Origin of the sequence: Hymenobacter armeniacus, assembly GCF_014699055.1 — a bacterium.
GTDB lineage: Bacteria > Bacteroidota > Bacteroidia > Cytophagales > Hymenobacteraceae > Hymenobacter > Hymenobacter armeniacus.
Genome location: NZ_JACXAC010000002.1, coordinates 633,442 through 646,051, shown reverse-complemented (window position 1 = coordinate 646,051; position 12,610 = coordinate 633,442). Strand labels below are relative to the sequence as shown.

Annotated in this window: 8 protein-coding genes; 6 read left to right on the top strand and 2 right to left on the bottom strand. The window is 63.4% G+C overall.

The window, feature by feature from the left end; translation table 11 throughout:
• The first annotated feature begins 93 nt into the window (after positions 1–93).
• Positions 94–726, top strand: coding sequence for an L-threonylcarbamoyladenylate synthase (locus IC234_RS07140; RefSeq protein ID WP_190923159.1), 633 nt, complete (start codon positions 94–96; stop codon positions 724–726).
• A gap of 62 nt (positions 727–788) precedes the next feature.
• On the opposite strand, the gene IC234_RS07135 is transcribed toward IC234_RS07140, so the two are convergent.
• Together IC234_RS07135 and IC234_RS07130 are read right to left on the bottom strand one after the other, a co-directional pair.
• Entirely contained in the window at positions 789–1,709 is a 921-nt protein-coding gene (locus IC234_RS07135) for a lysophospholipid acyltransferase family protein (RefSeq protein WP_223827526.1), read from the bottom strand.
• 2 nt (positions 1,710–1,711) lie between these two features.
• Positions 1,712–2,581: a hypothetical protein gene (locus tag IC234_RS07130; RefSeq protein WP_190923158.1), complete on the bottom strand. Its 870-nt coding sequence runs from the start codon at positions 2,579–2,581 to the stop codon at positions 1,712–1,714.
• A 104-nt stretch (positions 2,582–2,685) separates the two neighbouring features.
• Between IC234_RS07130 and IC234_RS07125 the strand changes: the two genes are divergently transcribed.
• The 5 genes from IC234_RS07125 (at position 2,686) to IC234_RS07105 (ending at position 12,509) form a co-directional block, all read left to right on the top strand.
• Positions 2,686–3,102, top strand: a complete 417-nt coding sequence (locus IC234_RS07125) for a hypothetical protein (protein ID WP_190923157.1) — start codon at positions 2,686–2,688, stop codon at positions 3,100–3,102.
• A gap of 151 nt (positions 3,103–3,253) precedes the next feature.
• Complete coding sequence (locus tag IC234_RS07120) at positions 3,254–7,669, top strand: CusA/CzcA family heavy metal efflux RND transporter (RefSeq protein WP_190923156.1); 4,416 nt, start codon at positions 3,254–3,256, stop codon at positions 7,667–7,669.
• Positions 7,670–7,825: 156 nt separating this feature from the next.
• Positions 7,826–9,010, top strand: a complete 1,185-nt coding sequence (locus IC234_RS07115; protein ID WP_190923155.1) for an efflux RND transporter periplasmic adaptor subunit — start codon at positions 7,826–7,828, stop codon at positions 9,008–9,010.
• Positions 9,011–9,039: 29 nt separating this feature from the next.
• Positions 9,040–9,720, top strand: a complete 681-nt coding sequence (locus IC234_RS07110) for a WbqC family protein (RefSeq protein ID WP_190923154.1) — start codon at positions 9,040–9,042, stop codon at positions 9,718–9,720.
• 179 nt (positions 9,721–9,899) lie between these two features.
• Complete coding sequence (locus IC234_RS07105) at positions 9,900–12,509, top strand: ATP-dependent Clp protease ATP-binding subunit (protein WP_190923153.1); 2,610 nt, start codon at positions 9,900–9,902, stop codon at positions 12,507–12,509.
• The last annotated feature ends 101 nt before the right edge of the window (positions 12,510–12,610 follow it).

Here is a 12,610-nt window from a genome sequence, read left to right as displayed (position 1 = left end):
GCCCCTTCGGCTTGGCCGGCCCCGCGCCGCCGCCGGGGGCTGTTCATCGCCGGCTGCGGCTGGCCTTCACGCCTTCAATCCCCACCACACCCCATGCCCGCCACTCTTCTTCGCATTCACCCCGAAAATCCGCCGCAAAACCGTATTCAGCAAGCCGTTGAGGTACTGCGCAAAGGGGGAGTCATTATTTACCCCACCGATACCGTGTACGGCATCGGCTGCGACGTAACCAATGCCAAAGCCGTGGAGCGCGTGTGCCGCATCAAAGGCATTCACCCCGACAAGGCCAACCTGAGCTTCATCTGCTACGACCTGTCGCACATCTCCGACTACGCCCACGGCATCACCACGGCCACCTACAAAGTCATCAAGAAAGCCCTGCCCGGCCCGTTCACCTTCCTGTTCGAGGCCAGCGCCAACGCCCCCCGCTTCGGCGGCGTGAAGCGCAAAACCGTCGGCATCCGCGTGCCCGACAACCAGATTATCCGCCAGCTAGTGAAGGAGCTCGGCAACCCCATCGTGAGCACCTCGGTGCGCGAAAGCGAGGAAACCCTGGAAGAATACGTGACCGACCCGGACCTGATTTACGAGAAGTACCGCCTGCTCGTGGACCTCGTCATCGACGGCGGCTTCGGCGGCAACACCCCCAGCACCATCGTCGACTGCGTGAACGACGAGTTTGAAATCGTGCGCGAAGGCGCCGGGGACATTGAGCAGTACTTGTAGAAACCGTTTGCAGCCCATGAAATGAAAAAGGCCGTTCTGCTAGCAGAACGGCCTTTTTCATTTCATGGGCTGCGCTTGTGCTTCCACCGCCGGTGCGTCCACAAATACTGCTCGGGCGAGGCGCGCATGTCCTTTTCCAGTTGCCGGGCAAAGGCTTCCGTGACCGGAAAGGTGCCCGCCGGGGCGTTGGCTGCCTCCCTCCCATCGGGCAGCTCCGTGAACGTGACTTCGTAGTACCCCCGCCGCACCCGCCGGATGCCCACGTAGAGCACCGCGCAGTCGAGCTGCACGGCCAGCCGGTCGGCGCTGGTGTAGAAGCTAGTGTCTTGGTTCAAGAAAGTGGTCCAATAGGGCCGGTCCTCCGGGCCGGCGGCCTGGTCGGTCAGCAGGCTCAGGGTGTGCCCTTGGCCCTTGTGAGCCACCAGGTACCGGAGCGTGGCGAGCATGGGCACGGCATCGGCCCCCAGGCGGGTGCGCAGGCGCCGCATGAAATCCTCGAAAAACAAGTTGTTGAGCGGCTTGTACACGCCCGCCGCCCGGCCCGGAAACTCTAGCGCGGCGCCGCTCAGTATCCATTCCCAGTTGCCCATGTGCGAGCCCAGCGACAGCACCAGGCGCTTGTCGGCGAAGTGGCGCGTCATCAGCTCGGGGTTCACGAAGCGCATGCGCTGGGCCAGCTCGGCGGGCGAGATGGCGGCCAGCTTCAAAATCTCTACCACCACCTGCGAGAAGTGGCGGTAGAACGCCTTGCCGGTGCGCTCAATTTCGGCCGGGCTTTGCTCCGGAAACGAGTTGCGCAGGTTGTCCGTCACCACGCGCCAGCGGTAGCGCACCACGTAGGCCAGCAGGAAATAAATGCCCTCGGCCAGCCCGTAGAGCACGGCCAGCGGCAGGTGCGCCAGGCCCAGCAGCAGCCAGCGCAGCGGCTCGAAGTACCAGGCATAGGGCCGGCCGGTGCCGGAAAGCGCGCCTTTGGTCGCCATGCTTAGCGGGGCACTGCTGCGCCCCCGGGCGCAAATTCGGCCGAGGCCCGCTGGCCAATGGCGCGGTGGCCGGCCAGCAATTTCTTGTTGCCGGGCCCGCCGTACACTTCAATGAAGAGCGTGAAGGGCCCGTCGGGCAGCGGCCCCAGCGGCATTTGCCCCGCGATGGTGGTGGGGCGGCCCGACTGCGGGGTGAGCGAGGCGTCGGCGTCGGCGGCCGAGCCGTCGGGCGTGGTGAGGTGGTAGTGCACGCGCAGGGGCTGGCCCTGGGGCGCGTTGTGCAGCTCCGTGTAGAAGAAGATGTTGTCGGCGCCGCGGCCGTAGGTGCCGCCCGGCGCGCGGGTGAGGCGGTAGCCGCCGCGGGCAAAGTTGTCGTCGCCGCCGCTCTTGGCGGCCGGGCGGGCCAGCAGCACCACGTCGCTCAGGAAAGGTCCGGCGGGCGCTTCCAGCACCAAGGGCTTTTCGACGGTGGTTTCGCCGTTGGCGCTGCGGTACTGGTCTTTCACGGTGCCGCGCAGGGTGTACTTGCCGTCGGGCAGGTAGATGCGCTTCAGAAAGCTCTGCGGGTTTTTGATGGCGATGGTGGTGTCGTTGAGCACCGGCGGCTTCAGCGTCACCACCTCGTGGTAGGCGGAAGTGCCGTCGGCCTTCAGCACGTCGAGCGTGACGGTGGCGGCCGACTGAAACGAGCGGGGCGCCCGCTGCCGGTACGTCAGCGGCTGCGTGGGCACGGTCACGTAGATTTCGACTTCGGCGCCCTTCTGCACCTTGTCAATATTGCGGAAACGGGCCACGTCGAGCAGCAGCTGCGGCGGGCCGGCCTGGGCCGCCAGCGCGGCCATGCCAATGAGGAACGTGAGGAGAAAGCGCATGGGGCAAAAGTACGGCGGGGGAAAAGGACGCATTAGCAGGTGCAGGCGGCAGCAGTGCAGGCCTCCTACAAACATTTACCGTGCCCAAGCGTTAATTTCGCGCTATGCGCTCCACCCTCGCCTTCTTTCTGGGAATACTGATGCTGCTGGGCAGCTTCATTCCGGAGAATGACCTGGGCGAGCTGGCCAAGCTGCCAGAGCTGGTGAAGCACTACGAATACCACCACTCCGCAGCCGGCGGCGGGCTGAGCTTCAGCGAGTTCATTGCCGAGCACTACGGCGCGGGCACCAAGCATTACGCGGGCTGCACGCTCTCGCCCCGCCACCAGCAAGACCACCACAACCTGCCCCTGCGCTGTCACCACGGCTGCGTACAGCTCAGCTTCGTGGTAACGCCCGTGACGCGGTTGGTGCAGGTGGCACGGCCCGAAACGGCCGCTGCACGGGCCTACCGCGCTGCCACCGCGCCGCGCTATGCCTTCAGCCTCAGCGCCTCGCTGGGTCAGCCGCCCCGAGCCTAGCCCGCTTGCGCCCCCGGACGCAGTGTGCCCGCGCCTGACCAGGCCCCGGCCCCCAAATTCCGGCCCCTCCCCTCTCTTATTGGAATGTTAGCGCCTTCCCCGGGCTGGCTGTTTCGCCGCGTTCGGGCCGGGCCATAGCGCACCGTATCGCATGATTTCGGCAATTATTAATTTCAGCATCCGCAACAAGATACTGGTGGCGCTGATGCTGGCCGGGCTGCTGGCCTGGGGCATTTTTTCGGCCGCCAGCCTGCCGCTCGACGCCATTCCGGACGTCACCAACAACCAGGTTCAGGTCATCACCCAAAGCCCCGCGCTGGCGGCGCAGGAGGTGGAGCAGCTCATCACCGTGCCGCTCGAATTGCAGCTGCGCACCATCCCAGGCGTCACCGAAATCCGGTCGATTTCCCGCTTCGGACTGTCGGTGATTACCGTGGTGTTTGAGGAAGACGTGGACACCTACCACACCCGCCAGCTGGTGGCCGAGAAACTCAAGGTAGCCGAAGCCGACCTTGGCCAGGGCCTGGGGGCGCCGGGCATGGCGCCCATCACCACCGGCCTGGGCGAGATTTACCAGTACACCATCAAAGTAGACAAGGGCTACGAGAAGCGGTACGGCCTGGCCGAGCTGCGCGAAATCCAGGACTGGCTCGTGAAGCGGCGACTAGCCGGCGTGAACGGCGTGGTGGACGTGAGCAGCTTCGGCGGCTACGTGCGGGAGTACGAGGTGAGCGTGGACCCCACCCGCCTGGCCGGCGCGGGCGTGAGCATGGCCGAACTCTACGAGGCCCTGCAAGCCAACAACGGTAACGCCGGCGGCAGCTACCTGGAGCGCGGCCCACGCGCGTTTTTCATCCGGGGCGAGGGCCGGGCCACGTCGTTGCAGGACATCGGCAACATCGTGGTGAAGCCCGTGGCCCGGCCCGGCCAGGGCGGCGCGCCGCTGCTGGTGCGCGACATCGCGGCCGTGCGCTTCGGCCACGCCGTGCGCTACGGCGCCATGAACCGCGACGGCCAGGGCGAAACCGTGGGCGGCGTGGTGCTCATGCTCAAAGGCGCCAGCTCCGAGGCCACCATTAAAAACGTGAAGGCCCGGGTGGCCGAAATCCAGCAAACGCTGCCCAAAGGCCTCGTCATCGAGCCCTTCCTCGACCGTACCAAGCTGGTGGACAAGGCCATTCATACCGTGGTCAAAAACCTGATTGAGGGCGGCATCATCGTGGTGGTGGTGGTGCTATTGCTGCTCGGCAACCTGCGGGCCGGGCTGGTGGTGGCGGGCATGATTCCGCTGTGCATGCTCTTCGCCCTGGGCATGATGAAGACCTTTGGCGTATCGGCCAACCTCATGAGCCTGGGCGCGTTGGACTTTGGCCTCATCGTGGACGGGGCCGTGATTATTGTGGAGGCCGTCATTGCCCACCTGCTGCACGAGCGCCTCAAAGCCGCCCACGAAACCATGGACGACATCACGGAGGGCGTCACCAACCGGCTCATGAAATCGGCCCTGTTCGGCCAGCTCATCATCCTGATTGTGTACCTGCCCATCCTCTCGCTCACCGGCGTGGAGGGCAAGATGTTCCGGCCCATGGCCCTCACGGTGAGCTTCGCCATTCTGGGCGCCATGCTCATGTGCCTGACGTACGTGCCGGCCGTCACGGCCTGGGCGTTGAAGAAAACCATCAGCGAAAAGCCCAACCTGGCCGACCGCATTGTGGGCTTTCTGCACCGCGGTTACGACCCGATTATTCGGGCGGCGCTGGGGATGCGCTGGCTGGTGGTGGGCGTGGCCGTGGGGCTGCTGGCGCTGGGCGGCTTCGTGTTTTCGCGCTTGGGCGGCGAGTTTATTCCGCAGCTCGACGAGGGCGACTTTGCCATGAACGTGACCCTGGCGCCCGGCTCGTCGCTCCATGAGAGCATCCTGATAACGGGCCGGATTCAGCGCATTCTCAAAAGCCAGTTTCCGGAAGTGCTGCAGGTGGTGGGCAAAATCGGCACCTCCGAAATCCCCACCGACCCCATGTCGCTCGAAGACGGCGACATCATGATTATCCTGAAAGACCATGCCGACTGGACCAGCGCCAGTACCCGCGAGGAGCTGGCCAACAAGATGCAAAAGGCCCTGGCCGGCGTGCCCGGCGTGAGCTTGGAGTTTCAGCAGCCCATCCAGATGCGCTTCAACGAGCTGATTTCGGGGGTGAAGTCGGACGTGTCGGTGAAGATTTACGGCGACGACCTCGACCTGCTCAAGGCCAAGGCCGACGAGGCCGCCGCCATTATTCGCCCGCTGCAGGGCGTGGGCGACATCAAAGTGGAACAGATTATCGGCCTGCCGCAGCTGCGCGTGATGTATGACCGCGCCAAGCTGGCCCAGTACGGCCTGCGCGTGATGGACCTCAACACGCTGCTGCAAACCGCCTTCGCCGGCCAAACCACCGGCCAGGTGTACGAAGGCGAGCGCCGCTTCGACCTCGTGCTGCGCCTCGACTCGCTGCACCGCCGCGGCCCCGACGACCTCAACCAGCTGCTGGTGTCGCTGCCCGACGGCGGCCAGATTCCGCTGAGCGAAGTGGCCACCGTGGCCCTGAAACCCGCTCCGGCCCAGATTTCGCGCGACGACGCCCGCCGCCGCGTCAACATCGGCGTGAACGTGCGCGGCCGCGACGTGCAAAGCCTCGTGCAGGACATCCAGGGCAGGCTAAAAACCGGCCTGCGCCTGCCGCCCGGCTACAGCATCGTATACGGCGGCCAGTTCGAAAACCTGAACCACGCCAAAGACCGGCTGGCCATTGCCGTACCCGTGTCGTTGGTGTTGATTTTCATGCTGCTGTTCCTGGCCTTTCGCTCGGTGAAGGAAGCCTTGCTGATTTTCACGGGCATTCCGCTGGCGGCCATTGGCGGCGTGCTGGCACTGGGGCTGCGCGGGATGCCGTTCAGCATTTCGGCCGGCGTGGGCTTTATCGCGCTGTTTGGCGTGGCGGTTCTGAATGGCATTGTACTGGTTGCCAGCTTGAACGAGCTGGCCACGGCCGGCGTGAAGAAAATTCGCGAACGGGTGCTGCGCGCTACCGAGGAGCGGTTCCGGCCGGTGCTGCTCACGGCCTCGGTGGCCTCGTTGGGCTTCTTGCCGATGGCCTTGTCGAATTCAGCCGGCGCGGAGGTGCAGAAGCCGCTGGCCACCGTCGTCATCGGCGGGCTGATAACGGCCACGCTGCTCACGCTGGTGGTGCTGCCGGTGCTCTACACCTTCTTCGTGGATGACGACGAGCCCAGCCCCGAAGCAGCGGCCGAAGCCGCGCACGAAGCCCAAGTGGCCGCCGAAACGGGCGGTGCATCCGGTGTGCCGGCGGCAGTGCTGCTGTTACTGGGCGGGCTGTTGCTGGTGCCGGCCGCCAGCCGCGCCCAGGCCACAAAAGCTCCCACCAATGCGCCACTCAGCATTTCGCAGGCGCTGAGCACCGGCCTTGCGCAAAGCCCGCTGGTGCAGTCGGCCACGTTGCAGGCCCAGCAGCAGGCGGCCTTGGCCCGCAGCGCCTACGACCTGCCCCGCCTGACCGTCGACTACCAATACGGCCAGATTCAGGGCACGCTCAACGACCAGACTTTCAACATCCTGCAGCAGTCGGCCTTTCCTACCGTGTATGGCGCGCAGCGCCAGGTACTGCAAACCACGGCCGAGGCCGGCGCCATCCGGGCCCGCGCCCAGCGTCGCGAGCTGGCCCGCAGCATCCGTTCGGGCTACTATAATCTACTGGTGACCTACCGCCTCGCGGCCCTGCTGCGCCGGCAGGACAGCCTGTACCAGCGTGCTGCCCGGGCCGCCCGCATCCGCTACCAGGTGGGCGAAACCAACCGCCTGGAGCAGGTTTCGGCCGAGGCGCGGGCCCGCGAGCTGCAAAACCGCCTCGCCACCCTGCGCTCCGAGCTGCTGGTGCAACGCCGCCAGCTGGGCCTGCTGCTGGGCCAGCCCGGGCTGGCCAGCATCGACACCACCGCCAGCCCCCGCGCCGTGCTACTGCCCGCCGACACAGCCGCTTTCACGCCCACCACCAACCCCACGCTGGCCCTCTACCAGCAGCAGCTCACCCTCAGCCAGCAGCAAACCAAGCTCGAAAAGCTGCGCCGCCTGCCCGACCTCCGGGCCGGCTATTTCACCCAAACCATCAACCACGAAAAAGGCTTCAACGTGGCTCAGGCTGGCATTGCGGTGCCGCTGCTCGGCGGCGCGCAACGCGCCCGCATCGCCGCCGCCAAAATAGGTGAGGAAGCGGCTCAGGTGCAGCTCAACTACGCCAATACGCAGTTTGGCACCCAGCTCAGCACGTTGCGCCAGCAGCTGGCCCGCGCCCAGGCTTCGCTCCTTTACTATGAGAACTACGCCCTGCCGCAAGCCCGCCTTATCCTCGACACGGCCGAAAAAAGCCGCCGCGCCGGCGACATCGAGTACGTGGAATACGTGGTAAATACCCAGCCCGCCTGGCAAATCCAGGAAGCTTATTTCGAGCAGCTGCGGCAATACAACGAGCTGGTGGCCAGTATTCAGGCCCTGACCGGGACCGATGCTCAATAAGCAGTGAACAAAAAACAACACGTCATGCTCATCTGGCGTCCGCGAAGCCGAAGCATCTCTACCGCGCAAGTAATCGGCATTGTACCAACGAAGCGGCAGAGATGCTTCGACTACGCTCAGCATGACCGGCCCAACAAAACCAAGAAATATATTCCCATGAAACTCCTGCCCTACCTCGCCCTCTTCCCCTGCCTCGTTGCCTGCGGCAGCAAAACCGAAACCACCGCCGAAAAGCCCGCCGCGCCCCCGCCCCGCGCGCCCAACGAAGTCTTCCTCTCCAAAGCCCAGCTGCAGGCCGCCGGCATCGAGCTCGGCACGTTCACCCGCCGCGACCTGGGCACCGAAGTGCAGGCCACCGGCCAGATTGACGTGCCGCCGAACCACAAAGTATCCATCACGGCCATCATGGGCGGCTACGTGCAGCAGCTCCCGGTGCTGCCCGGCCAGCACGTGTCGCGCGGCAGCGTGCTCGCCACCCTGCGCAACCCCGACTACCTCAAGCTGCAGCAGGACTACCTCCAAAGCAAAGCCCGCATTGTGTTCCTGCAGCAAGAAACGGCCCGCCAGCAAGTCCTCAACGACGAGGACGTGGGCGCGCGCCGCAAGCTTCAGCAAGCCACTTCCGAGCTGCGCACCGAGCAGGCCGCGGCCGGCAGCCTCGCCGCCCAGCTCCGCCTCATCGGCCTCGTGCCCGAGCGCATCAGCGCCAGCAGCATCAAGCCCAGCGTGCCGCTCATTGCGCCCATTGGCGGCTACGTGAAGGCCGTGCTAGTCAACCCTGGCCAGTTCGTGAATCCGCAGGACGTCCTCATCGAGCTGGTCGACCGCTCCGACCTGCACCTGGAGTTAAAAGTGTTCGAGCGCGATATCGCCAAGGTGAAAGTGGGCCAGGACATTCTGTTCCGCGCGCCCGCTCAGGGGGCCAGCGCCCGCCCGCTGCCGGCCACCGTTTTCCTCGTCGGCAAAGCCTTCGATGACGACGGACGCACCGTAAGCGTGCACGCCCACCTGCACGACAGCGGCCCCGATGCCGCTGCCACCGCGGCCCTGCTGCCCGGCCAATACGTCAGTGCCCGCATCCTCACCGGCCGCACGCCCCAGCGCACCCTGCCCGAAGACGCCCTCGTGCCCGGCGGCGACATCAGCTACGCCTATTATCAGGTAAAGTCCGACGCCAAAGGCAGCACCTTCCGGCGCTTCAGCCTCCGCCCCGGCGCCACCGACCAGGGCCAGGTAGCCGTGCGCCCGCTGGATAAGCTGAGCGACACCACGCATCTGGTCGTGAAGGGTGCCTACTTCCTCGACGCCGAGCGCAGTAAAGGCCAGGGCGGAGACGAGTAGAGGCGCATATTTGCGTTTCTACACTGCCCATGATTCTCCTCACCGAACTGCACTACTTCCCGCCGGCCGCGCTTTTCGCCGCGCTGCAGCGCGCCGACGGCCTGCTCCTCGAAGCCCACGAGCATTACCGCAAGCAAACCTACCGCAACCGCTGCCTCATCCGCACGGCGCAGGGCGTGCAGCCGCTCACGGTGCCGGTTATTGATGGAAACCGGGCCGAAAAAGTGAGTGTTTCTGAAATTGAAATCGACTACCGCCAGAACTGGATTCACCGGCACTCGCGCACCTTGCAAACGGCCTACGGCAATAGTCCGTATTTTGAATATTATGCCGACTACCTGCACGATATTTACGTACGTAAGCCTATCTTGCTTTTCGACCTCAACCTGCAATTCCTGCGCTTATTGTTGCGCTGCTTTCGACTGACCCTGCCCATCCACCTCACCGCCGAATACCACGCCTACCACTCCACGCAACCTTCTTTCGAGAATGTTGGTCTTCTAGCTAGCCCGTCCGCCGCCGCCATCGTGGACCGACGCGACTGGCTGACACCCAAAACGGCCTCCCGCGAGCCCGAACCTGACAGACCGGCAGCCCATACCCTGGTGAGGCCCTATCCGCAGGTGTTTGGCCCAGGTTTTGAGCCGGGCCTGAGTGTGCTGGACCTCTTGTTTTCGCAGGGTCCGGCCGCCGGCGGATTTTTACTGTAAAGTTGTGGCGAAAAGCAGCAACCTGTAAATTTCCTCCGACGTTAGATTAAAAGCCTGCGGGCCGCAACCGGTCCGAACCTTCGCCCGAACCAGCTTGTTTTCAAGCTACATCGGCCCAACCCGTTATTCGAGTTATTGCCCGACGCGGGGCTGTCTGATTTTTCACTACGTTTATTGGCATGGAAGCTAAATTCTCAAACCGCGTCAAAGAGGTTATTTCCCTGAGCCGGGAGGAAGCCATCCGTCTCGGTCACGACTATATCGGTACCGAACACCTGCTCCTGGGCATGATTCGCGAAGCCGAAGGCACGGCCCTCGGGCTGCTGCGCAAGTTGGGCGTGAGCATCGACGAGCTCAAGTTTTCGCTCGAGCAGGCCACCCGCAACACCGCCACCCAGGGCACCAGCATCACCGGCTCGATTCCGCTCACCAAGCAGACCGAAAAGGTGCTGAAAATAACCTACTTGGAGGCCAAAATCTTCAAGTCCGAAATCATTGGCACCGAACACCTCCTGTTGTCTATCCTGCGGGACGAAGACAACATATCTTCCCAAATTCTTTCCAAGTTTAACGTGAACTACGAAACTGTGCGCGACTCGCTGGATTACCACGGCAATGCCGGCGCTGCCCCGCAAAACCGTACGCCCGATACCGACGACGACGACAACGACAAACTGTTTGGCTCGTCGGGCCCCGGCGGCCGCGGCAGTTCGGGCAGCTCGACGGCCAAAAAGCCGGGCGAAAAATCGCGCACCCCGGTGCTCGACAACTTCGGCCGCGACCTCACCAAGCTGGCCGAGGAAGACAAGCTCGACCCCATCGTGGGCCGCGAAAAAGAAATTGAGCGCGTGGCCCAAATCCTGAGCCGCCGCAAGAAAAATAACCCCATCCTCATCGGTGAGCCCGGCGTAGGCAAAACCGCCATCGCCGAAGGCCTCGCCCTGCGCATCATCCAGAAAAAGGTGAGCCGCGTGCTCTTCAACAAGCGCGTCGTGACCCTGGACTTGGCTTCGCTGGTGGCCGGCACCAAGTACCGCGGCCAGTTTGAGGAGCGCATGAAGGCCGTGATGAACGAGCTGGAGAAGTCGCCCGACGTGATTCTGTTCATCGACGAGCTGCACACCATTGTGGGCGCCGGCGGTGCTTCGGGCTCGCTCGATGCTTCGAACATGTTCAAGCCGGCTTTGGCCCGCGGCGAGATTCAATGCATCGGCGCCACCACGCTGGACGAGTACCGTCAGTACATCGAGAAAGATGGCGCCCTGGCCCGTCGTTTCCAGATGGTGATGGTGGACCCCACTACGCCCGAGGAGACCATCGAAATCCTGCACAACATCAAGGACAAGTATCAGGACCACCACCACGTGGTGTACACCGACAAGGCCATTGAGCAGTGCGTGATGCTGAGCGACCGGTACATGTCGGACCGTTTCCTGCCGGACAAGGCCATCGACATCCTCGACGAAGCCGGTGCCCGCGTGCACATCAATAACATCGTGGTGCCCGAGGACATTCTCTCGCTCGAAGAGCAGATTGAGAACATCAAAGGCGAGAAAAACCGCGTGGTGAAATCGCAGAAATACGAGGAAGCCGCCAAGCTCCGCGACACCGAGAAGAAGCTGCTGGACCAACTCGAAGGCGCCAAAAAGAGCTGGGAAGAGGAAACCAAGAAGAAGCGCTACACGGTGAAAGAGGAAAACGTGGCCGAGGTAATCGCCATGATGACCGGCATCCCCGTTTCGCGCGTGGCCCAGAACGAAAGCCAGAAACTCCTCAACATGAACGAGGAGTTGCAAGGCAAAGTAATTGGCCAGGACAAAGCCATCAAGCAGCTGGTGAAAGCCATTCAGCGCACCCGCGTGGGCCTGAAAGACCCCAAGAAGCCCATCGGCTCGTTCGTATTCCTCGGCCCGACGGGTGTAGGTAAGACGGAGCTGGCCAAGGTGCTGGCCACCTACCTCTTCGACAAAGAAGATGCGCTGGTGCGCGTCGATATGTCGGAGTACATGGAGAAATTCAGCGTGTCGCGCCTGGTGGGCGCGCCTCCCGGCTACGTGGGTTACGAAGAGGGCGGCCAGCTGACGGAGAAAATCCGCCGCAAGCCGTACTCGGTTATCCTGCTCGACGAGATTGAGAAGGCGCACCCGGACGTGTACAACCTGCTCCTGCAAGTGTTGGACGACGGCATCCTAACCGACGGCCTCGGCCGCAAGGTGGACTTCCGGAACACCATCATCATCATGACCTCGAACATCGGGGCGCGTGACCTGCAGGACTTCGGCGCCGGCATTGGCTTCGGCACGAAAGCCCGCCAGGAAAACATGGACGAGATTACGAAGGGCACCATCACCAACGCCCTGAAAAAGACCTTCTCGCCTGAGTTCCTGAACCGCTTGGATGACGTCATCGTCTTCAACTCGCTGGAGAAAAAGGACATCCACAAAATCATCGACATCAGCCTCAGCAAGCTCCTCTCGCGGGTGCAGGCCCTGGGCTACCGTGTTGAGCTGACGGAAGCCGCTAAAGACTTCGTGGCTGACAAAGGCTACGACCCCAAGTACGGTGCCCGTCCGTTGAACCGCGCCATCCAGAAGTACATAGAAGACCCGATTGCGGAGGAAATCCTCAAGGCCCAGGTGGTGCACGGCGACGTGATTACTGCCGACTACACCGAAGGCGCCGAGGAACTGACCTTCTCGGTGAGCAAGAGCGACGAGGCCCAAAACCTCGCCAGCGACGAGCGCCCGGCCGAAACGCCGGAAGCTCCCGATGCTGACACAAAGAAGTAATCTGTCATTAGATTGCGCTTAAAGGCTGGCTTCCGCAGGGAGGCCAGCCTTTTTCGTTTTGCTGCCTGCGCTACCGCTAACGGCCCTACTATATAGATGGA

Coding starts and splice junctions, on each gene's coding strand:
- IC234_RS07140 (WP_190923159.1), top strand. CDS start 94: ATGCCCGCCACTCTTCTTCGCATTCACCCCGAAAATCCGCCGCAAAAC.
- IC234_RS07135 (WP_223827526.1), bottom strand. CDS start 1,709: ATGGCGACCAAAGGCGCGCTTTCCGGCACCGGCCGGCCCTATGCCTGG.
- IC234_RS07130 (WP_190923158.1), bottom strand. CDS start 2,581: ATGCGCTTTCTCCTCACGTTCCTCATTGGCATGGCCGCGCTGGCGGCC.
- IC234_RS07125 (WP_190923157.1), top strand. CDS start 2,686: ATGCGCTCCACCCTCGCCTTCTTTCTGGGAATACTGATGCTGCTGGGC.
- IC234_RS07120 (WP_190923156.1), top strand. CDS start 3,254: ATGATTTCGGCAATTATTAATTTCAGCATCCGCAACAAGATACTGGTG.
- IC234_RS07115 (WP_190923155.1), top strand. CDS start 7,826: ATGAAACTCCTGCCCTACCTCGCCCTCTTCCCCTGCCTCGTTGCCTGC.
- IC234_RS07110 (WP_190923154.1), top strand. CDS start 9,040: ATGATTCTCCTCACCGAACTGCACTACTTCCCGCCGGCCGCGCTTTTC.
- IC234_RS07105 (WP_190923153.1), top strand. CDS start 9,900: ATGGAAGCTAAATTCTCAAACCGCGTCAAAGAGGTTATTTCCCTGAGC.